Raw genomic sequence first — 19,634 nt, 5'->3', positions numbered from 1 at the left:
AACCCGTTGAAGCTGCTTGACCCCACGCATCCGTTCTTCAAGCCGAAATGGCGCCGGATCCTCACCGTGATCCTGCCCATCCTCTGGGGGCTTGTGGAAGTCTATAACGGATCGTGGGGCTGGGCTCTGCTGTTCGTCGGCGCTGCGGCTTACGCAGCCTACGAACTTCTCATCATGTACGACCGTTCGATTGCGGAAGCCGAAGCGAAAGCGGCTGCCGCCGCCGCTCAGCGGGAAGGAGACGAGGAATGAGCAAACTGTTGCGCAAGCCTGCGGGCAAGACCGGCAAGGTTCACGACATCACCCCGGAAAGCGCCGAATGGGGTTATGTCGGCTTTGGCCTCTACCACCTGAAGCCCGGTGAAAAGGCGGCCGAAGCGACCGGCGAGACCGAGGTGATCCTCGTGCTGGTCGAAGGAAAGGCCAACATTTCCGGCGCCGGCAAGGCGTTCGGCGAACTCGGCGACCGCATGAACGTCTTCGAGAAGAAGCCGCCGCATTGCGTCTATATTCCAGCCGGCGCCGACTGGTCGGCCGAGGCAACGACCGATTGCACACTTGCCATCTGCACCGCCCCCGCCAAACCCGGCCGCGAGGCACAGGTGATCGGTCCGGCCGGTATCGCGCTGACGGAACGCGGCAAGAACGCCAACACGCGCTACATCTTCCCGATTGCCATGGAAGATCGCGATGTGGCCGACAGCCTGCTCGTCACGGAAGTCTTCACGCCGTCCGGCAACTGGTCGTCCTATCCGCCGCACCGGCACGACGAGGACAACTTCCCGGACATGACCTATCTGGAAGAGACCTATTACCATCGCCTCAACCCGGCGCAGGGTTTTGGCTTCCAGCGCGTGTTCACCGAGGACGGCTCGCTCGATGAGACCATGGCTGTCTCGGATGGCGATGTGGTTCTGGTGCCCAAGGGCCATCACCCCTGCGGTGCGCCTTACGGCTACGAGATGTATTATCTCAACGTCATGGCAGGCCCGATGCGCAAGTGGCGCTTCCAGAACCATCCGGACCACGACTGGATCTTCAAGCGCGACAATCCGTGACGGAGGAATGAGCCCTTGAACGTCTCTCATTTGAGAGACATATTGGTTCCATGGATGACAGGGAGCCATGGGCATGGGCAAGACGGCGATGCTGCATATCCGGGTCGAGGAAGACCTGAAGGCCGAAGCGGCGGAAAAGCTCGCGCAATTCGGCCTGACGGTCTCCGACGCCGTACGCATTCTTCTGACCCGCGTGGCGAAGGAAGGCGGCTTGCCGGCCGGCCTGACCGCGGACCCTGAGGCTTACGATGCATGGTTCCGCACCAAGGTTCGGGAAGCGCTGCAGGACCGCCGCGCTTCGTCATCCCATGAAGAGGTGATGGACGAGATGCAGGCGCTGATCGACAGGAAGCGCCGTGCGGCGCCTTGAGTGGCACCAGACAGCACCATCCGACGTGGTTTCCATCATCGACTATATTTCCGACCACAATCCCGACGCCGCGCCGGAACCCGCGCGGAACGACTGACATCCCGCGCCGCCGTTTCCATTGAAACTCAAGCCGCGTAGCGCGAAACGGCCAGATCCTTGGTTTCGATATCCGCCTTGCGACCGCTGACGATGTCGGCCAGAACCTTCGCGGATCCGCAGCTCATCGTCCAGCCGAGCGTGCCATGGCCGGTGTTGAGATAGAGATTGCGGATCTTCGTCGCACCGATCACCGGTGTGCCATCCGGCGTCATCGGACGCAGGCCCGACCAGAAATCGGCGCGCGAAATATCGCCGCCGGGGAACAGGTCGGTGACGGAATGTTCCAGCGTGCGGCGGCGCGCCAGCCCCAGATCATTGGTATAGCCCGAGATTTCCGCCATGCCACCGACGCGGATGCGGTCGCCAAGGCGGGTGATGGCGATCTTGTAGGTCTCGTCCATCACGGTCGATTCCGGGGCGCGGCTCGCATCAGTGATCGGGATGGTCAGCGAATAGCCCTTGACCGGATAGACCGGCAGGCTGATGCCATGCGGCTTCACCAGAATCGGCGAATAGCTGCCGAGCGCGACGACGATTGAGTCCGACAGGATCCGGCCGCGATCCGTCACCACCGCCTTCACGGCGCCCCCTTCCACTTCGAGACCCAGAATGCCCGTGCCCCACTGGAAGCGCACGCCCATGCTTTCCGCCTTGGCAGCCAGCGCATTGGTGAACTTGAAGCAATCGCCCGTCTCGTCCTTCGGCGTCAGCAGGCCGCCGACGATCTTGTGTCGAACATGGCCGAGTGCGGGCTCGGCGCGGATGCAGCCGTCCGGATCAAGCACCTCATAGGGAATGCCGTCGGCGGCCAGCGCCTTCACATCCTTGGCGGAGGCCTCCAGCTGCGCTTCCGTGCGGAACAGCTGCAGCGTACCCTGCATGCGCTCGTCATAGGCGATGCCGGTGTCGCTGCGCACTTCGGCAAGCGCAAGGCGGCTGTAATCGGCAAGCCGCAGCATGCGGCTCTTGTTGAGGGCGTAGCGCTCCGAGGTGCAGTTCATCAGCATCTTCAGCATCCACGACAGCATCGCCGCGTCGAGCTTCGGGCGCAGGATCAGCGGCGCGTGCTCCATGAAGATCCACTTCATCGCCTTCTGCGGAATGCCGGGCGCCGCCCAGGGCGAGCAGTAGCCGAAGGATACCTCGCCGGCATTGGCAAAGCTTGTTTCCAGAGCCGGGCCGGCCTGACGGTCGATGACAGTCACCTCGTGACCCGCCCTGGCAAGATAGTAGGCGGAGGTGACGCCGATGACGCCCGCGCCGAGAATGGTGATCTTCATGGTGATATCCCCGTTTTCTTGTTCTGCTTTGTCTTAGCGATAGTGTCGCGCATAGCGGTTGCCGATCCCGGTCAGGATCTCCCAGGTGATGGTGCCGGCGTCCTCGGCCACCTGCTCGATACTCTGGTGCGGGCCGATCCATTCCACCCGCGCGCCGAGCGAAAGAGCGCCGTCCGGCAGATCGGTGATGTCGATGATCGTGCTGTCCATCGACACACGGCCGACGATCGGCAGGCGAACATTGCCGAGGAAGAAGGCGCCGCGATTGCTGAGCGAGCGGGGCACGCCATCGGCATAGCCGAGCGCCACTGTGGCGAGCTTTTGCGCGCGCTCCGTGACATAGGTGGCGGAATAGCCGACGCTCGTGCCGGCGGGGACCGTGCGGGTCTGCACGACGGCCGCATCGATGCTGACGACCGGCTCCATCGGCTGGGTCAGGATATCCGTCGGGCGGGCGCCATAGAGCGCAATGCCGGGGCGGACCATGGCGCCGCGATAGGCTTCGCCGAGTAAGGATCCGCCGGAATTGCCGAAGCAGACCGGAATGCCGGGGAAGGATTCGGAAATGCTCTGCATCATTCTGGCCTGCGCGGCATTGTGCGGATCTTCCGCCTCGTCGGCGCAGGCGAGATGGCTCATGATGTAGCGAACGTCGATGCCGGCCAGCAGTGCGGGATCGCACGACAGTGCCTCCGCTTCTTCCGGTGCCATGCCAAGCCGCGACATGCCGGTATCGAACTGCAGCAGTGCCGGCAGGCGGCGCCCGAGAAGGCTGGCGGTGCTGCGCCAGCGGCCGACCTGCTCCAGCGAATTGAGCACAGGGATCACATTGCGCAGCGCGCAATCACTTTCCACGCCGGGCTGCAGCCCGTTCAGCACGTAGAGGGTGGCGTCATCGGCAAGCAGCGAGCGCAGCGCGACGGCCTCCCCATATTGGGCAACGAAGAAATCGCGGCAGCCCTCTTCGTAAAGGGCAGCAGTCACCCGCTCTGCCCCAAGGCCATAGGCATCGGCCTTGACGACAGCCGACGTCTTGGCCGGCGCCACGAGAGAGGCAATCCGGCGCCAGTTGCGGCGCACGGCGGAAAGATCGATGGTCAGCACGCCCGGCGCGCCGCTCTTGTCCCAGTTCGTCACGCTCGCCATGTCCATGGCCCAACCCTCAAGTTTATGATTGGAGAGAGTTTAGCGGAGAAATCCTGCATGTTTTTTGCAGATATTGCTCGAAACGCGCGAACATGCTCAATTCCGTCACGGAATTTGCGCCTTCATTCGGGAAACAAGCATGGCCGCGACACTGGACGCCATCGATCGCAACATCATTCGGCTGCTGAGGCTCGATGCACGCATGAGCAGCGCGCAAATGGCCGAGCATGTGGGGCTGTCGCCGTCCGCCTGCCTGCGGCGCATCCGGCTGATGGAGGAAAGCGGCGTCATCCGTGGTTACACCGCGCTGATCGGCTCTGCCGAGGAAGGCAGTACGATTGCGGTGATGATCAACATCACGCTGGACCGGCAGACGGAAGATTATCTGAACCGCTTCGAGGATGCCGTGCGCAAGCATCCGGAAATCCGCGAATGCTACCTGATGACCGGCGACTGGGATTATTTTCTCCGCGTCGAGGTGGAAAGCCCCAAAGAATTCGAGGCGATCCATACCAATATCCTGTCAAAGCTGCCGGGTGTCACGCGCATCCATTCCAGCTTCTCGATCCGCAACGCGCTCACGGCACGCGGACGCCGGCATTCTCAATGAAGCGCCGCTGACCGGCTGCGGCGGCCGGAGACCGATTGCGCCAGTAGCGCCTTTAGCGCCCGCACCGATGTGGCATCCGTCCGCAGCATCTCGCGCGCGGCGAAGCTCAGCTCAACCAGTTGCTGATCGTCCTCGGCATAGCGGGCGGAGCAGGAGGCATGCAGTTCGTGCACCGCCAGCCGCTCCAGCAGGGCAGGGGCGCTCTGCGGCCGCACACCCGCGCCCGGCATGATGGAGATCCGCTCGCCGGCCCGCTCCACCAACTCCGCCAGCAGATCGATCCCTTCCAGCGCCGTCGGGCGGCCGCCAGAAGTGAGGATCCGGGAAAAGCCGAGAGCGACTGCCGCTTCGAGCGCCTCGCGCTTGTCGGGCGTTACGTCGAAGGCCCGGTGCAGGGTGAGATCAAGGCCCGTCGCATGACGGCAAAGCACGGCCAGCGTTGCCGTGTCCAGGCGCCCGTCCGGCAGGCTGGCACCCAGCACCACGCCGGCAAGGCCGGTGGCGCGCGCCGCATCGATGTCAGACTTCATCATCTCCACCTCTTCCGGCGAGAAGACGAAGCCACCGGAGCGCGGGCGGATCATGGCATAGACCGGGATTGACTGGCGACCGGCCAGCGCCATGAAGCCACGCGGCGGCGTCAACCCGCCGACGGAGAGCGCGGCACAGAGCTCGATCCGGTCAGCCCCGCCTTCGATGGCGGCAAACAGCCCCTCGGCATTGTCGACGCAGATTTCGAGAACGGGCTTGGCGTGCATGCGCAATGGGCTCCTGTGTTGCATGATCATGCCTGACGCACCTTGCGGCCATCGAGAAGAAAGAGCAGCGCAATCCCGGCGCATCCGACGAGCGCACCGAGGATCGACACCATGGCATAGCTGCCGAGACGCGTGCCGATCGCAAAAATCAGCGCACTGAGACCGGCGCTCAGAAAGATATTGACGGCAATCAGCGAACTGCCAAGGCCGGGCCTGTCGGCGATCAGATCCTGCAGATAGGTGATCGGCAGGCTGATGATGGCCGCCGCCGCGATGCCACTCAGCAGCGTCTGGGCGTAGACGTGCCAGACTTCGGTCGCAAGACCTTGCAGCACCAGATAGACTGTGTAGAGCCCGGCGCCCAGCGCCAGCGCGGGCACCGGCTTCAGGATACGCTCCGCTCTGCCCCAGACAAGGATGAAGACGATCTCCAGTGCCGCGACGATGCCGACGATGATGCCGAGATCGCTGACCGTGCCGCCAGCCTGACCGGTGACGATCAGCGGGCGCACGGCATCGCTGACATGCAGCATGGAGCAGATCAGTGCGATGGCCAACACGCGAAGCGCCACGCGAGGTTCGATGATTTCGGATAGCGACGCGAGAAAGCGGTAACGTTCCTCCCCGCCGGTCTTCGTCCGTGGCGGCGCGGCCGGCAGCCAGACGGCGGTGATCAGCAGGCAGGCGAGCGCTGCAAGCGTCGCAACCAGATAGGCCGGCAGCATGGAACTTGCCCCCGCCAGCATGATGCCGACCAGCCCCGGCATCAGCACCCAGGAGAGCGAGATGGTGGCACGCATGGTGGAATTGATCGCCACCAGCCGCGCCGCCGACAGGCCTTGCGAACTGGCGCGCACATTGGCGAAGATCAGCGAATTCAGCGCCCCGAAAATCGGCACCAGCAACAGCTTCGACATCACGAAGGCCGGCGCGCTCGCCGCGAGATAGACAATGCCGAAACCTGCCACGCCGAAGCCGGAGACGATGACGATCGAGCGCCGGTAATCGCCCATCCGGTCGGCCACGATGCCCATCATCACGCTGGCGGTGACGTTGATCACGGCCGCCGCGAACATCAGCGCCGCATAGGCTGAATTGCTGAGGCCCAGTTCCTGGATGCCGATCAGCGACTGGTAGGGCGACGTGGCCGCCCCCGTGGTGCCGAACAGGAAGATGGCGAGCGCCGAGATCCGGAGCGAGGGATCGGCCAGCGATGCGCGAAGAGAGCCGCTCATGCGGCCCTCCCGGTGTCATGCAAAGATGGCTGCATTCCGGCCATCACGTCTCGTCTGTCCAACGGGCCGAGAAGGCGGCTTCGGCCGTGAATTCGAAATCCGTCTCAAAGGGATAGCTTGGCTTCCTGCGGCGCCGGTTGACCAACCGTTCGATGTCCTGGTTGATCACGCCATCCGTCAGCGCCATCAGGTTCGGATTGGCGATCGGCGCCAGTTCCGGCGAGAGATAGCCTGACTTTACGACCAGCAGCCGCACCATCTTCGGGTCGATGCCATGGCGGGTGAAATCCGCAATATTGTGATAGGGCCTGCGGCGCGAGGCGAGGATCAGCGTAATGCCGCCGATCCGCACGACGGCCTGCCGTTCCGCATCGACGCCCGGATCGTCGAGGCGTACAACCTCCACCTCGGTTTCCACGCTCGGGCTCGCCGGATCGAGCGAGGCGCCAATCTTCAGCGTCAACCGGGCGCCGAGGCCGGCATCGAAGCAGGCGACAACGGCCGGTTTGTCGGTGATGCCGCCGATCACGGCGCCGTCGAAGCCACGCGCGATCAGCGCCTTCAGCACATCCGCACGGTCGCCTACCCCGCCGCCGGTCGGGTTATCGCCGGAATCGGCGAGGATGACCGGGCGGGTCAGCGTCTGCTCGGCAATCTGCAGAACCTCATCCAGCGGTGCGGTGACCGGGCCGAAGCGGAAGTCCGCGCGGGCCTCCCAATAGGATTGGGCAATGGCCTCGGCGGCCGCCTTCGCAGCCGCCTTGTCGGTTGCCGTCACCACAGCGCAGGCCGTGCCGCGCGGCTCGTCGGCCCAGACATAGCCGACCATCAGATTGGCATCCCAGATGCCCTCGATGGCGTCATGTTCAGGCAGTTTCCCATAAAGGCCTTTCGCCGGCTCGTCCTCCGTCGAGGTGCGCTCGCCCGGAAGCAGAACCGGGACGGGCGCCCAGGTAACGCCCGGACGCTGCCCCGTCTTCAGCGTTTTCACCAGCATCGACCAGGCGCGCACCATGGTTTCTCGCACATCGATATGCGGCGCGGTGCGATAGGCCGCGAAGATATCCAGCTGGTCGATGATCTTCTGCGTCACGTTGCCATGCAGGTCATAGCTCGCCGCCACCGGCACATCCGGACCGACGATGGCGCGGGCCGCCGAAATCCAGTCGCCCTCGGCATCGTCCATGCCTTCCACATTCATCGCGCCATGCATGGCGAGATAGAGACCATCAAGCGGCAGACTGTCCTGCAGCAGGGCCAGGAACTCCGCCTTGAAGGCCTCGTAGGTGTGGCGCGCCACCGGGCCGCCCGGCACGGCCCGCGCATGCAGCAGCGGCAGATGCACGATGCTCTCTGCATCGAGAAAGTTGAAGTATTCGGCGTCCAGCAGATGCTGGCCGCGCAGCACGCGAAAATCCTCCGGCTGCATCAGCACGGGCGAGGAGGTGGAGCATTCGGTGTGGATTCCGCCGACAGCAATACGCAGGGTCATGGTGGGTCTTTCCTCAAAGCTTCGGCATCAGCGGGCTGATCGCGGCAAACCGCATCCAGTCCTTGTTGTCCTTCGGCGTCCAGGCCGCCTCGGCGATCGCACCGAGACGCGGGAAGACGAGATGGTTGAAGTAATCGCGGTTGAGGAAATGCTCGGACCAGATGCAGGCCTGCACGCCGCGCATGCGCGGCTTCAGCTCTTCCGGAAACTCACCGACCGCCTCGTAGGTGTAGCTGTGCTTTGGCGGCACCGTGCCAGCCCAGCTGGCGCCGGGCTCCTGGAAGGCCTCGTCCTGCACCATGTCGAGATAATAGGCCTGGCCGGGGGTCATGACCACGTCATAGCCCTGCTTTGCAAGTTCGACACCGACCTCCGGCTTCTGCCAGGCCATCAGCAGCGTACCGTCGGGATCGACGCCGCCGCCATGGGACACCTCGTCCCAGCCGGCCAGCTTGCGGCCGCGCTCGGCCAGCATGGCCTGGATGCGCTTCATGAAATAGCTCTGCAGACCGAAGGTGCCCTCGATGCCTTCCTGTTCCATCAGCTTGCGAGCCAGCGGCGAGGCCATCCAGGTGTTGGCCGCCACTTCGTCGCCGCCGATATGGATAAGCTTAGAGGGGAAAAGCGCCACCATTTCATCGAACACCTTGCCGAGAACCTGATAGGTCAGGTCGATTGCGGGGTTCAGCGCATTGTTCGGATAGCCCTGCACGGAACGATAGCTGTCCGGCGCTTCCTGACCGTCGACAAGCTCCGGCAGCGCCACCAGCATGGCCGTGCTGTGACCGGGAATATCGACTTCCGGCACGATCTCCACATGGAGGGCGGCTGCATGCGCCACGATCGCCTTCACATCCTCCTGCGTATAGAAACCGCCGACAGGCTCCGCGCCGTTGCCGAGTTGCGGCAGCATCGGCTCGTCCGGGCCGCGCAGCACGCCGAGCGTGGTCAGCGTCGGATAGGCCTTGATCTCCAGCCGCCAGGCCTCGTCATCGCTCAGGTGCCAGTGGAAGATGTTGAGGCGCATCCACGCCATGATGTCGATGAGGCGGGCGATGTCCGCCGCCGGGTAGAACTGGCGGGACACATCGAGATGGCAGCCGCGCCAGCTATAGCGCGGATGATCGGCAATGCTGCCCGAGGCAGGGAAACGAAAGGTTTTGGGATCAAGCCGCGCACCATGCAGCAGATGGGCAAGTGCGGTCAGGCCATACTGGCGACCGGCCGCATCGCCATAGGAGAGCACAATTTCCTCGCCGAAGGACAGGGTAAAGCCCTCCGCGACGAGGCTCTTGTCTTCGGCGAACCGAATGGCCTTGCCCGCATGCGCCGGCACCAGCGAAAAGGGCTGGTGACCGATCTGGAACAGCCGGCGATAGAGGCTGCCAACGGCAAAAAGCGCCTGCTTTTCCGAAAGCGTCGCGCCGTCTGCCGGATAAAGCGCCACCGGAACGGTGTCGCCAGCCACCAGGTTTGCCGAAACCGGCCAGGGCAGCAGCGAGAAAGGCTCCCTGGCCTCCCCCTTCGGCATCAGCACTGGTGCGGGTTCGGCCGGACGGCCGCAGAGCAGCGTATCGTCGACGCTGACCGGCACGTGGGTGCCATCCGCAAGCGTCAGATAAGCGGATTTCGCGCCGTCCGTGCGGTGGCGCGCCGGGCGCCAGAGCGGCGCCACCGTAAAGCGCCAGCCTTCGCCGGGAGCGAGAACGAAACCGTCTGCCGGCTGGTACTGGTGGAAATTGGCGTTGCGGCGCAGGAAGACCGCATTCTCACAGCGGGCCTCTTCCGAATCCTTGATGCGCGTCAGCGAGGTATAGGCGAGCTTGAAACCGCTGATCGCGTTTCCGGACAGGTTGACGAGGGTGAAGACGAAGCGACCGCAGGGATCGCCCTCCACCGGCTCCCAGGAATTTTCAAGACGAAAAACAGCATCGGCCATGGTGGTTCCCCTTCGGCTCTTTATGGCTGGATGGCTCAGTAGTGTTCGGATTGCGAGAAGGTGCGGGCAAGCTCCGTCTGTCCGGCCGTCAGGCCGCAATCGACGGGCAGGCAGGTGCCGGTGATGGCGGCAGCCTGTTCGCTCGCCAGGAAGAAGACGGCATTGGCCACGTCCTCGGCAGTCGCGATGCGGCGCAGCGCGTACCAGCGCTTGGCTTCCTCGAACACCTGCGGGTTGGCGGCAGCACGCGCCTCCCAGGCCTGCGTGCGCACCGTGCCGGGCGCAACCGCATTCGAGCGGATGCCGTATTTGCCATATTCCACAGCGACCAGCCGCGTGAGATGGATCAGCCCCGCCTTGGCGGTGCTATAGGCCGGATGGCCGAACACGGCCATGCCGTTGACGGACGCGATGTTGACGACGGAACCGGACGTCTTCTTCAGCGGCTCTTCCAGCGCACGGAAGGTCAGAAAGGCCGCTTCGACGTTCAGCGCTGCATCCTTGCGCCAGATCTCCGCCGTGGTGTCGTGCAGGGATACCGCACGCGCCGCGCCAGCATTGTTGACGAGTGTCTTGACGTCACCGAGCGCCGCCACGCGTCTTGCCATCGCCGCCACGCTCGCCTCATTCGTCACGTCGCAGGGGAGGGCTGCGAAACGTTCGGGCGCGCCCAGCCGAGCTTGCGCCTTTGCGAGCGCCTCCTCGTCGATATCGACGAGCGCCACCATGTCATGCGCATCGGCGAGCCTGAGCGCAATGGCGCGGCCAATATCGCCGGCGGCGCCGGTGACGACAGCAACGGAACGGGACATGATCAATCTCCGAGAATCTGCCGGTCGTCACCATCCCGGTGCTCGACCAGTTGCTGCTTGATATGCCGAAGCGTGACGGTGGAGCGCTTGCGGTTGCGATAGGCGACAAGGCTCGCCAGAACATCCACCACAGCCAGGAAGGCAAAACGCGTAGAGGTGGGGCGATAGATGTTGTCGCCTTCCGGCAGGTCGATCCCGATCACGGTTTCCGCCGCCTCGGCGACCGGACTGCCGCTCTGGGTGAGCGCAATCGTACTGATGCCATTGTCGCTCGCCAGCCGGAAGCAACGGACGAGTTCGTGGTTGCGGCCAGAAAAGGACGAACCGATCAGCACATCGTTGGAATGGGCCGCCGCCGTGAACATCAGTTGCATGTTGTGATCGTTGCTGGCGGTGACCCGCGAGCCCAGCCGGAAGAAGCGGTTCTGGATTTCGGTGGCGATCATCGAGGAATTGCCGCCGGAACCGAAGGCATAGATCATCTCCGCCCGCGACAGACGGTCGGCCGCCTTTTCCAGCAGGACGGGGTCGAGCGCCCGGTGGATCAGGAAGAGCGCGTTCTGCGCCTTGGTGATCACATCCTCCGCCACATCGGCGGGCTCCGTACTCTTGGCTTCCGGATTGAGGTAGCGCACGCCGACAAAGGCGGTCTTGGCGAGGCGCACCTTGAAATCGGCAAAGCTCTGGCACCCCAGACGCCGGCAAAAGCGCGTGACCGTGGGCGGCGACACTTCCGCCCGCTCCGCCAGCTCGATGATCGAGGCATTCACCGCGAAATCGAAATCGCCGAGCAGCAGGTCCGCGATCCGCTGCTCGGAAGGGGAAAACTGGCTGCGCTCTTCCTGAAGCGTGGCGAAGATATCCATCGGCGTGCCCGCTCAGGCTTTCGGTTTGTACGCGATGCAGTCGATTTCCACCTTGCAATCCACCATCATGCTGGCCTGCACGCAGGCGCGTGCCGGCGGATGCTCGCCGAAGTAGCCCTGGTAGATCTTGTTGAAGCTCCAGAAATCGCGCGGGTCGTCCAGCCACACGCCACAACGCACCACATGCTCGACGCCGTAACCCGCCTCGTGCAGGATGGCGATCAGATTCTCGATCGCCTTGTGGCTCTGTTCCACGATGCCGCCGGAAATGATCTCGCCATCTTGCATGGCGACCTGACCCGACACATGCAGCCAGCCATCGGCCTCGACCGCTCTGGCAAAGGGAAGACGCTGACCACCGGCACCGGCCTTCTCGGCTCCATAACGCTTGATCGACATGAGACCTCATGGAAATTATTTTCTTCAATCGTTGACACTGGACCATAATCGCGGGATTTTGACCAGAGTTTTTCTGAGATCATGAAAAGAATTTAGAAAAAGGCCAGCCATGCGCGATCCCTTCCGCAATCCCTTCCCTGAAAGCGACACCGCCCGCCACGCCATCTGGGAGATGCTGGTGCCCCGCGATATCGATGCCTTTCTGGCCGCCGACTGGTCGATGGTGGCGGACGATTTCGTGGAAGAGGGCTTTCTCGGCATTTCGGGCAATCGCGATCCGAATCCGGACAACTGGCGTCTGGCCTTTCCGAATCTCGCCGCCTATCGCGACGAATGGCTGCGGCAGGCCGAAGACTTCCGCGGCCAGACCTATGGCGAGGATCCGCGTCAGGCAATCTTCTCCACCACCACGCTGGAAGTGATCGAGGTCGAGGGCGAGACGGCGCTGGTGCGCAAGAAGTTCGACGGCGGCATCCGCAAGACCGATGGGACGCTGGACGTGATGCGCTGGCAGACCCTTTATTACTGCCGCCTGCACGAAGGGCGCTGGAAGATTTCTGGCTTTACCGGCTATCTGCCGAACCCGATGGGCTGATCCAACCTTTCTTCGTCCTGCAACGAAAGCAACACCGCGTGCGCATCTTCACCGCTGCCCTTGCCACGGAAACCAACACCTTCGCGCCCATCTGCATCGATCGCCGCGCCTTCGAGGAATCGCTCTACGCGCCGCCCGGTCAGCATCCGGCAACGCCTACGCTCTGCACGGCGCCGATCACCGTCGGTCGCAAGGTCTGTGCCGAGAAGGGCTGGACGCTGATCGAAGGCACGGCTGCCTGGGCGGATCCCGCCGGCCTCATCAACCGGCAGGCCTATGAAGGCCTGCGCGACGAGATCCTCGACCAGCTGAAAGCCGCGCTGCCGGTCGATGCGGTGGTGCTTGGCCTGCATGGTGCCATGGTGGCGGATGGTTATCTCGACCCGGAAGGCGATCTGCTGAGCCGGGTGCGCGAGATCGTCGGGCCGGATATTCTCGTCTGCGCGGAACTCGATCCGCACAGCCACCTGACGGCGAAGCGCGTGGCGGCCGTGAATTTCTTTGTCGTCTTCAAGGAGTTTCCGCACACGGATTTCGTGGACCGGGCCGAGGATCTGTGGCGCATTGCCGTCGATACCCTCGAAGGCCGCGTCACACCCGTGATGTCCGTCTTCGATTGCCGGATGATCGATGTGTTCCCCACCTCGCGCGAACCGATGCGCTCCTTCGTCGACCGGCTGATGGAGATCGAGCGCAGCGATGCCGACGTGCTGTCGCTTTCGGTCATCCACGGCTTCATGGCGGGCGATGTGCCGGAGATGGGCACCAAGACCATCGCGGTCACCAATGGCCAGCGGGAAAAGGGCGAACAACTGGCCCGAAACCTCGGTCTCGATCTGTTTGCCAAGCGCGGCACCTTCATGATGCCGTCGATCGATGAAAAGCAGGCCGTTTCGCAGGCCCTTGCCAATCCGAAGGGGCCGGTCGTGATTGCCGACATGTGGGACAATCCGGGCGGCGGCACAGCGGGCGATGCCACCGTGATCCTCGAGGAACTTCTGGCCCGCGGCGCGAAAAATGTCGCGATCGGCATGATCTGGGACCCGATCGCCGTGCAGATCTGCATGGCGGCGGGCGAGGGGGCCGAAATTCCCCTGCGGTTCGGGGCGAAATCGGCACCTGGCACCGGCAACCCGGTGGACGGAATCGTCAAGGTCGTCAAACTGAAGCCGAATGCCGAGATGCGCTTCGGTGACAGCATCGCCCCCTTCGGCGACGCAGCACACGTCCATCTGAACGGCATCGACATCATCCTGAGCTCGGTCAGGGTACAGAGCTACGATCCGTCGCTGTTCACCGCCCTCGATCTCGACCCGTTAACCCGGCATATACTGGTCATCAAATCGACCAACCATTTCTACGCCGCCTTTTCCAAGATCGCCTCCGAGATCCTTTACTGCTCGGCCGGGACGCCCTATCCCAACAATCCGGCGACGAACCCCTACCGGCGCGTGCGCCGCGACATCTGGCCGATGACGGCCGACCCGCATGGAACCGAGGCCGCCTGACATGGATCTTTCCACACCTTCCTCCCTCGACCTGCCGCGCCCGAAGCCGGGGGATGGCCTGCACACGCTCTCGACGCCGCTGCCGGTCATCGACGAGGACAAGCTCGCGGCCAATATCGCGCGCGTGCAGTCCTACATGGACAGCCACAAGCTTGCGTTCCGCCCGCACATCAAGACGCACAAGATCCCGGCGCTTGCCCGCCAGCAGGTGGAGGCCGGTGCAGCCGGCATCAACTGCCAGAAGATCACCGAGGCGGAAGTCTTTGCCGATGCAGGGTTCGAGGACATCCTCATCACCTTCAACATCCTCGGCGAACAGAAGCTGGCGCGGCTTGCCGCGCTGAACGAGCGGATTTCAGGCCTGAAGGTGGTTGCGGACAGCATTGTGACGGTGACCGGCCTTGCCGCCTATTTCACCGGCCGCAAGCCGCTGACCGTGCTGGTGGAATGCGATACCGGCGGCGGACGCTGCGGTGTGCAGACGCCGGACGAGGCGGCAGCCCTGGCGCGCGGCATCGCGGCCAGCCGCAGTCTCCGCTTCGGCGGACTGATGACCTATCCGAAGGCCAACACGGAAGCGGCGGTCGAACACTTCTTCATTGCTGCCATGGCCTACCTGGCCGCAGACGGCATCGACTGCCGCATCCGCTCGAACGGCGGCACGCCAAGCCTGTTCTCCGCCCATCTCGTGCCGTCCGCCACCGAGCACCGCGCCGGCACCTATATCTACAATGACCGCTCGATGGCGCGCGCCGGCCATTGCACGCTGGATGACTGCGCCATGCATATCCTGGCAACCGTCGTGTCACGCCCGACGCCCGAGCGCGCCATTCTTGACGCCGGCTCGAAGGCGCTGACCTCGGACCTTCTGGGCTTTGCCGATTACGGCCATATCATCGATTATCCAGACGCCATCATCACCGGCCTCTCGGAGGAGCATGCGACCGTGGATCTGTCGAAGGTGGAGGGCATCCGCCCGGAGATCGGCGAACGCATCCGCATCATACCGAACCACACCTGCGTCGTCTCCAACCTCTTCGATGTGATGACCTTCCACCGCAACGGTGTGGTAACCCGCGTCGAGGAGATCGCCGCCCGCGGACTGGTGTGGTGACGATGGATAACGGTAACGGCTGAACTTCAGACACAGCAAAGCGCGCGCGACCACGACAGGCCGCGTGCGCGTTTCTTGCGTGTTTCCCGCCGTCAGAACTTGGTCGCGAAGTTTACCCAGACCGTATCGCCCTGGGCCCGATTTTCAGCGACAAGATCGTGCTGCCACGAGGCGCTCACCTGCAGGCCCGGGTTGAAGGTGTAGGTGACGGAAGGGCCAATCGCAAAACCCCTGCCGCGGTGCCCGTCGGCAGCGGCGCCCGGACCGGTATCATCCGTCAACTGCTGCAGATAATAGCCCACCGCGCCGAGGCGCCAGGGTCCGAAATTCCAGCCGACAGCATAGTCGATGACCAGTTCGGTGCCCGAGCGGTAGTCCGTATCGGTGTTCTTCGTATTGAAGATCAGGCGCGCTGTTGTCCCGATCTCAAGCCCCTGGGGGTCTGTGTAATGATAGCCGATCGTGGGCTGGAAAGACCAGTGGTTCACTCCGATATTGGCAATGTCGGAGGTATCATACTGGCCGGTTGGCATAGCCACATCGACCCCCACGATAAACGCCTGCTTCTGGTCCGGATGCCAGACAAGGCCAATCGAGGAGGAAATGTCGGCAAGAGCGGTTGATTTGTCCTCGCCGAAGGGGAGCGAAAGATCGAGGTGCACGAGCGGAACCACCAGCTGGCCCCACAATTGGGCATCGCCGACCTTGACGTCACTCACATAGAGGAAGCGCAACGTCTCGGCCGCGGCACGGACCTTGAAATCGATCGGTATACGGTCACCGTCGGAATCATTGGTTCGATCGGCTGTGAAATAGCTGGTCTGAGACAGGAAATACAGACCGGGGAAGGGAGGAATTCCACCGGCAAAGAACTGCGGCGCGCCCGGCGAGTATTGGGTGTTGCCGTTTTCGGCCGCCTGTGCGCCACACAGCCACATTCCCGCAAGCCCGGTGCCAAGCAGCAGACATTTCAAAGCATTACGTAAGCTCATTCCATCCTCCTCAAGAACACGGCTGAGACACCACCATCGGTGGATCCAGCCGCAAAGCCCCTGCGTCCCCGCTCATCGCCGGTGCGGACGGATGGAAGGCAAAGGAAAGCACATGCCACCGCCAGCAGCGGCAAGCCCGTTATTCCTGATTGTCCTGTGGTCTTGCCCTCTGCTGGGCATATGTCGATCCCGACCTCCTGCCGGAACGACCTCCCCACCCCTCCGATCCGTCCTGCTGGTATCCTCTTTCCCGATATGCCCAGCGAACGCCCTTTCCCCGTCACTAGGGCTGCATTTGACGAATGTAAAATCGTCATTCGCAATGCTTGCCATTCACACCATAAATACTAGCGCCAGGCTGTATTTACGCAGAAGCACACGCAAATGCCTCCGCCTCCTGCATTCGCCGGGTAGCGAGACGGACCGCCTCATGCATCTGCTCGCGCATCCACATCAAAGCTGGATCGCGCACACGGTGACTGTGCCACTGTATGGATTGCTCAAGCGGCGGCAGCACCACAGGGGGCTCCATCAGTCGCACGCCTCCGAGCCGGAGGATAGGGCTGGCGAGGCTGCGCTGCACAACCGCGATTCGTGGAGTGCCGCGTACCAGCAACGGCAGGGAAGAGAATGAGAAGGTGGTCACCTCGACCCGAAACCGCAAGCCGACCTCGCGACAGATACGCTCGGCATAGCTTTCTCCTCCGTTCGGAGGCCGCATCACCACATGCCCCGAAGCAAGGAAATCCTCCATGGAAAGGCGATCACCCTCAAGCTTGGAAGCGGCATCGATGACGCAACAGAGCGGGTCTTCCCACAGCACCTCCGACGGGTGGTTCGTGGAACAGAACAGGCTTGGCGCCACCAGCAGATCCGCCTCGCCACGCTCCAGCAGGATGTGGGGGAAATTCTGCTGGGCCCGGAAATGGATCTGCATTCCGGGCGCGCGCGCGGTCACCAGTTCGAGAAGCGGCGGCATGATCGTATGCAGCATGTAATCGGATACCACGAGTCCGATGCTGCGAGTCGCTTCCCCCGGATCGAAGGACGGCGTTGAGACCACCGCAGCCTCGATACGCACGATGATGTCGCGCAGGGGCTCCTCGAGAGAGGCTGCGAGCGGCGACAGTTCCATCGAGCGGCCGACCTGAATGAGCAGGGGATCATCGAAATAGTCACGCAAACGTCCCAGCGCATTGCTCATGGCCGACTGCGTGATGAACATTTCTTCTGCGGCGCGACTGACATTGCGCATCCGGATCAGCGTGTCGAGCGCCACGAGCAGATTGAGATCAAGGTTCTTGAAGCGCATGCCTGCACCCTCTTTTGTATTCACTCCATCAATACAAATCATTCATCGAAGCAATTTTGTAAACAGATTGATGTTCGTTAAGTCTCGGTTCGGGGAGGAGATATCGAGGCAGGGCGTAGGACGTCCTGCGCGATGGTTCTCCCGTCGACAGCATCGCCCGGGTGGCGCGTTCGAGGAGACCCAATGTTCAAGTACTTTCCCACCAATTACGTCTGGAACCTTTCGGTCAACCTGTCGATCGAAATGGGTGCCCGGATGGGAGAGATCGAGGAAATGTGCGCGCCGCTGCAGGACGCAGCGAAGGCGCCGGACGCCGCAGGCACGCAGGCATTCCGTGAAACCTGGATCCGCATGGCCGACAAGCTCGTCTCTCTCGCGCAAGAAGACGAGGAACGCGGCCGCCTGATCTCTGCCGGTGAAAAGCTGATCCGCGCCGCCAATTACATGCTGACAGCCGAGCGCCTGCTTGCCCACGGCTCCGAAGGTCGCGTTGCGCTCTATCAGCGTTTCCTTGCGGCCTTCGCCAAGGGGCTGGATCTGTCGGGCTCGCCCTGCCGCCGCGTGGAAATCCCCTATGAGGGGACGCATCTGTCGGCGCTTTATGTGCCGGCCGAAGGCGTCGATGGCCCGGCCCCCCTGCTCGTGCAGGTGAATGGCCTCGACAGCACCAAGGAGATGAAGTTTCTGGTCGGCCTGCCAACCTGGCTTGCCAAGCGCGGGGTCGCCTCGCTCATCGTCGACCAGCCCGGCACGGGTGAAGCACTGCGCCTGCAGGGTCTGACCGCCCGCTTCGACAGCGAGCACTGGGCCTCGCGCGTGGTCGATTGGCTGGAAACCAGACCCGACGTGGATCCGAAGCGCATCGGCATGGAAGGTGTGTCTCTCGGCGGCTACTACTGCCCGCGCGCAGTGGCCTTCGAGCCGCGCTTTGCCTGCGGAGTGGTCTGGGGCGCCAATCACGACTGGCGCGATGTGCAGAAGAAGCGTCTTGCCCGCGAAGGCAATTTCCCCGTGCCGCATTACTGGAGCCATGTGATGTGGGTCTGGGGCGCCAAGGACATGGACGATTTCATGACCATCGCCGAAAAGGTTCATCTGAACGGGATCCTCGACCGCATCCGCGTACCTTTCCTCGTCACGCACGGCGAAAAGGACAGCCAGATCCCGCTGCAATGGGCACATGCCACCTACGACCAGCTGGTCAACAGCCCGAAGCGCGAGCTGAAGATCTTCGACGAGCGCACCGGCGGCGTGCAGCATTCCAGCTTCGACAATTCCGCCAATGCAGGCGCCTACATCGCCGACTGGGTGGCCGAGATTCTTGGAGGACGTACCGCCAGGGGAGGCAAGGCATGAGTTTCAAGATCCTGATGGCCGGCCGTCGCAAGCGTGGCCAGACGCTGGCGGAGCACCGCCACCACATGAAGGAGGTGCACGGCAAGCTGGTCCTTGACTACATCGCTGCCGAGCCTGAGAAGGCGCCGCGACGCTATGTCCAGAACCATGTCTTCGACGGCATTTTTCCCGGCGGGGAAGGACAGGCGGAACCCTTTGCCCTTGGTCTCGATTTCGTGACGGAAATCTGGGCACCTGATATTGCCACGCTGAAGGCTGGACGGGAAACCGACCACTACCGGACGCACCTCCTGCCGGACGAGCCCAACATGGTCGATCCGGAGCGGGTCGTCGGCATCCCCGTGCATGAAGAGATCACGCATGCTCCGGAGCACCCCACCGCCGGCCGCGTGAAAGTGTTCCTGTTCTGGCATGCTGATGCACCTGTCATTGCGGCCCTGACGGAGGCGCTGGGTGACAGCACAAGCGCTCTTCTCGGCCAAAGCCGCTGCGTCCCTGCGGTGCCTTCACCGGTGAAGGCGATCGATATCTTCCTGCTGGCTGACGAAACGGTCGCGATCGGATTTGCGCAGGCCTGTCGTGAGGCCATCCGCCATCATCTGACCGCCGGGCAGGGAAACATCTCGATCGCGATTGCCCGCGAATATGTTCTCAACGCCGGCTGATCCGGCACTGATCCCAAGGATTGCTATC

The 19,634-nt window shown here is 63.1% G+C and carries 20 protein-coding genes; 9 read left to right on the top strand and 11 right to left on the bottom strand.

Features of this window, described 5'->3' with window-relative positions; all coding sequences use genetic code 11:
- The first annotated feature begins 6 nt into the window (after nt 1-6).
- The 3 genes from F3H95_RS09625 (at nt 7) to F3H95_RS09615 (ending at nt 1,428) form a co-directional block, all read left to right on the top strand.
- On the top strand, nt 7-252 hold the full coding sequence (locus F3H95_RS09625) for a hypothetical protein (protein WP_143124160.1): 246 nt from the start codon (nt 7-9) through the stop codon (nt 250-252).
- Nucleotides 249-1,058, top strand: coding sequence for a 5-deoxy-glucuronate isomerase (gene iolB, locus F3H95_RS09620; RefSeq protein ID WP_149745779.1), 810 nt, complete (start codon nt 249-251; stop codon nt 1,056-1,058). Before F3H95_RS09625 ends, iolB begins: the two co-directional genes overlap by 4 nt.
- 73 nt (nt 1,059-1,131) lie before the next feature.
- The gene (locus F3H95_RS09615; RefSeq protein WP_149745778.1) at nt 1,132-1,428 is read left to right on the top strand and encodes a type II toxin-antitoxin system RelB/DinJ family antitoxin; all 297 of its coding nucleotides are present in this window, start codon (nt 1,132-1,134) and stop codon (nt 1,426-1,428) included.
- A 125-nt stretch (nt 1,429-1,553) separates the two neighbouring features.
- On the opposite strand, the gene F3H95_RS09610 is transcribed toward F3H95_RS09615, so the two are convergent.
- A complete protein-coding gene (locus F3H95_RS09610; protein WP_149745777.1) occupies nt 1,554-2,807 on the bottom strand; it encodes a D-amino acid dehydrogenase in 1,254 nt (417 codons plus the stop codon).
- A gap of 33 nt (nt 2,808-2,840) precedes the next feature.
- Nucleotides 2,841-3,959, bottom strand: a complete 1,119-nt coding sequence (gene alr, locus F3H95_RS09605; protein ID WP_149745776.1) for an alanine racemase — start codon at nt 3,957-3,959, stop codon at nt 2,841-2,843.
- Between the two features lie 133 nt (nt 3,960-4,092).
- Between alr and F3H95_RS09600 the strand changes: the two genes are divergently transcribed.
- Complete coding sequence (locus F3H95_RS09600; RefSeq protein ID WP_143124154.1) at nt 4,093-4,563, top strand: Lrp/AsnC family transcriptional regulator; 471 nt, start codon at nt 4,093-4,095, stop codon at nt 4,561-4,563.
- Here the strand turns inward: F3H95_RS09600 and F3H95_RS09595 are convergent.
- From F3H95_RS09595 to F3H95_RS09565, 7 genes are read right to left on the bottom strand one after another with little or no spacing between them, the layout of a single operon-like run.
- Nucleotides 4,557-5,321, bottom strand: coding sequence for a copper homeostasis protein CutC (locus F3H95_RS09595; RefSeq protein WP_149745775.1), 765 nt, complete (start codon nt 5,319-5,321; stop codon nt 4,557-4,559). The two genes, F3H95_RS09600 and F3H95_RS09595, sit on opposite strands and share 7 nt — an antisense overlap.
- Before the next feature lie 26 nt (nt 5,322-5,347).
- Nucleotides 5,348-6,556, bottom strand: a complete 1,209-nt coding sequence (locus tag F3H95_RS09590; protein ID WP_149745774.1) for an MFS transporter — start codon at nt 6,554-6,556, stop codon at nt 5,348-5,350.
- A gap of 43 nt (nt 6,557-6,599) precedes the next feature.
- Nucleotides 6,600-8,042 (bottom strand): M81 family metallopeptidase, encoded by a 1,443-nt coding sequence (locus F3H95_RS09585; protein ID WP_149745941.1) that lies wholly within the window; start codon nt 8,040-8,042, stop codon nt 6,600-6,602.
- Nucleotides 8,043-8,061: 19 nt separating this feature from the next.
- Nucleotides 8,062-9,987: a family 20 glycosylhydrolase gene (locus F3H95_RS09580; protein ID WP_149745773.1), complete on the bottom strand. Its 1,926-nt coding sequence runs from the start codon at nt 9,985-9,987 to the stop codon at nt 8,062-8,064.
- Nucleotides 9,988-10,022: 35 nt separating this feature from the next.
- Nucleotides 10,023-10,799: an SDR family oxidoreductase gene (locus F3H95_RS09575; protein WP_149745772.1), complete on the bottom strand. Its 777-nt coding sequence runs from the start codon at nt 10,797-10,799 to the stop codon at nt 10,023-10,025.
- A 2-nt stretch (nt 10,800-10,801) separates the two neighbouring features.
- Entirely contained in the window at nt 10,802-11,665 is an 864-nt protein-coding gene (locus F3H95_RS09570; protein WP_149745771.1) for a MurR/RpiR family transcriptional regulator, read from the bottom strand.
- A 12-nt stretch (nt 11,666-11,677) separates the two neighbouring features.
- Nucleotides 11,678-12,064, bottom strand: coding sequence for a RidA family protein (locus tag F3H95_RS09565; RefSeq protein ID WP_143124148.1), 387 nt, complete (start codon nt 12,062-12,064; stop codon nt 11,678-11,680).
- Between the two features lie 109 nt (nt 12,065-12,173).
- Between F3H95_RS09565 and F3H95_RS09560 the strand changes: the two genes are divergently transcribed.
- The 3 genes from F3H95_RS09560 to F3H95_RS09550 are packed head-to-tail and all read left to right on the top strand — an operon-like array spanning nt 12,174 to nt 15,281.
- A complete protein-coding gene (locus tag F3H95_RS09560; protein WP_149745770.1) occupies nt 12,174-12,659 on the top strand; it encodes a hypothetical protein in 486 nt (161 codons plus the stop codon).
- A 38-nt stretch (nt 12,660-12,697) separates the two neighbouring features.
- Nucleotides 12,698-14,167 carry a M81 family metallopeptidase gene (locus F3H95_RS09555; protein WP_149745769.1) on the top strand — a complete coding sequence of 490 codons (1,470 nt, stop codon included), beginning with the start codon at nt 12,698-12,700 and terminating at the stop codon, nt 14,165-14,167.
- Nucleotide 14,168: 1 nt separating this feature from the next.
- Nucleotides 14,169-15,281 (top strand): D-TA family PLP-dependent enzyme, encoded by a 1,113-nt coding sequence (locus F3H95_RS09550; RefSeq protein WP_149745768.1) that lies wholly within the window; start codon nt 14,169-14,171, stop codon nt 15,279-15,281.
- Nucleotides 15,282-15,373: 92 nt separating this feature from the next.
- Here F3H95_RS09550 and F3H95_RS09545 read toward each other — a convergent pair whose 3' ends face one another.
- Together F3H95_RS09545 and F3H95_RS09540 are read right to left on the bottom strand one after the other, a co-directional pair.
- A complete protein-coding gene (locus tag F3H95_RS09545) occupies nt 15,374-16,273 on the bottom strand; it encodes a transporter (protein WP_143124144.1) in 900 nt (299 codons plus the stop codon).
- A 364-nt stretch (nt 16,274-16,637) separates the two neighbouring features.
- Nucleotides 16,638-17,585, bottom strand: a complete 948-nt coding sequence (locus F3H95_RS09540) for a LysR substrate-binding domain-containing protein (protein ID WP_185969742.1) — start codon at nt 17,583-17,585, stop codon at nt 16,638-16,640.
- Between the two features lie 183 nt (nt 17,586-17,768).
- On the opposite strand from F3H95_RS09540, the gene F3H95_RS09535 reads away from it, so the two are divergent.
- Both F3H95_RS09535 and F3H95_RS09530 read left to right on the top strand, forming a co-directional pair.
- Nucleotides 17,769-18,941, top strand: coding sequence for a prolyl oligopeptidase family serine peptidase (locus tag F3H95_RS09535; protein WP_143124142.1), 1,173 nt, complete (start codon nt 17,769-17,771; stop codon nt 18,939-18,941).
- The gene (locus F3H95_RS09530; protein ID WP_210248546.1) at nt 18,938-19,606 is read left to right on the top strand and encodes an EthD domain-containing protein; all 669 of its coding nucleotides are present in this window, start codon (nt 18,938-18,940) and stop codon (nt 19,604-19,606) included. Before F3H95_RS09535 ends, F3H95_RS09530 begins: the two co-directional genes overlap by 4 nt.
- Nucleotides 19,607-19,634: the final 28 nt, after the last annotated feature.

Origin of the sequence: Rhizobium sp. RU35A (genome assembly GCF_900156005.1) — a bacterium.
Classification (GTDB): Bacteria; Pseudomonadota; Alphaproteobacteria; order Rhizobiales; family Rhizobiaceae; genus Neorhizobium; species Neorhizobium straminoryzae.
The sequence above is the reverse complement of the archived record's forward strand: the minus strand, read 5'-3'. Positions and strand labels throughout refer to the sequence as shown.

Excerpts from the sequence above, each read along its gene's own strand:
- F3H95_RS09615 (WP_149745778.1), top strand. The coding sequence starts at position 1,132 with ATGGGCAAGACGGCGATGCTGCATATCCGGGTCGAGGAAGACCTGAAG.
- F3H95_RS09575 (WP_149745772.1), bottom strand. The coding sequence starts at position 10,799 with ATGTCCCGTTCCGTTGCTGTCGTCACCGGCGCCGCCGGCGATATTGGC.
- F3H95_RS09545 (WP_143124144.1), bottom strand. The coding sequence starts at position 16,273 with ATGAGCTTACGTAATGCTTTGAAATGTCTGCTGCTTGGCACCGGGCTT.
- F3H95_RS09535 (WP_143124142.1), top strand. The coding sequence starts at position 17,769 with ATGTTCAAGTACTTTCCCACCAATTACGTCTGGAACCTTTCGGTCAAC.
- F3H95_RS09610 (WP_149745777.1), bottom strand. The coding sequence starts at position 2,807 with ATGAAGATCACCATTCTCGGCGCGGGCGTCATCGGCGTCACCTCCGCC.
- F3H95_RS09530 (WP_210248546.1), top strand. The coding sequence starts at position 18,938 with ATGAGTTTCAAGATCCTGATGGCCGGCCGTCGCAAGCGTGGCCAGACG.
- F3H95_RS09560 (WP_149745770.1), top strand. The coding sequence starts at position 12,174 with ATGCGCGATCCCTTCCGCAATCCCTTCCCTGAAAGCGACACCGCCCGC.
- F3H95_RS09595 (WP_149745775.1), bottom strand. The coding sequence starts at position 5,321 with ATGCACGCCAAGCCCGTTCTCGAAATCTGCGTCGACAATGCCGAGGGG.
- F3H95_RS09550 (WP_149745768.1), top strand. The coding sequence starts at position 14,169 with ATGGATCTTTCCACACCTTCCTCCCTCGACCTGCCGCGCCCGAAGCCG.
- F3H95_RS09580 (WP_149745773.1), bottom strand. The coding sequence starts at position 9,987 with ATGGCCGATGCTGTTTTTCGTCTTGAAAATTCCTGGGAGCCGGTGGAG.
- iolB (WP_149745779.1), top strand. The coding sequence starts at position 249 with ATGAGCAAACTGTTGCGCAAGCCTGCGGGCAAGACCGGCAAGGTTCAC.
- F3H95_RS09570 (WP_149745771.1), bottom strand. The coding sequence starts at position 11,665 with ATGGATATCTTCGCCACGCTTCAGGAAGAGCGCAGCCAGTTTTCCCCT.
- alr (WP_149745776.1), bottom strand. The coding sequence starts at position 3,959 with ATGGACATGGCGAGCGTGACGAACTGGGACAAGAGCGGCGCGCCGGGC.
- F3H95_RS09590 (WP_149745774.1), bottom strand. The coding sequence starts at position 6,556 with ATGAGCGGCTCTCTTCGCGCATCGCTGGCCGATCCCTCGCTCCGGATC.
- F3H95_RS09565 (WP_143124148.1), bottom strand. The coding sequence starts at position 12,064 with ATGTCGATCAAGCGTTATGGAGCCGAGAAGGCCGGTGCCGGTGGTCAG.
- F3H95_RS09600 (WP_143124154.1), top strand. The coding sequence starts at position 4,093 with ATGGCCGCGACACTGGACGCCATCGATCGCAACATCATTCGGCTGCTG.
- F3H95_RS09540 (WP_185969742.1), bottom strand. The coding sequence starts at position 17,585 with ATGCGCTTCAAGAACCTTGATCTCAATCTGCTCGTGGCGCTCGACACG.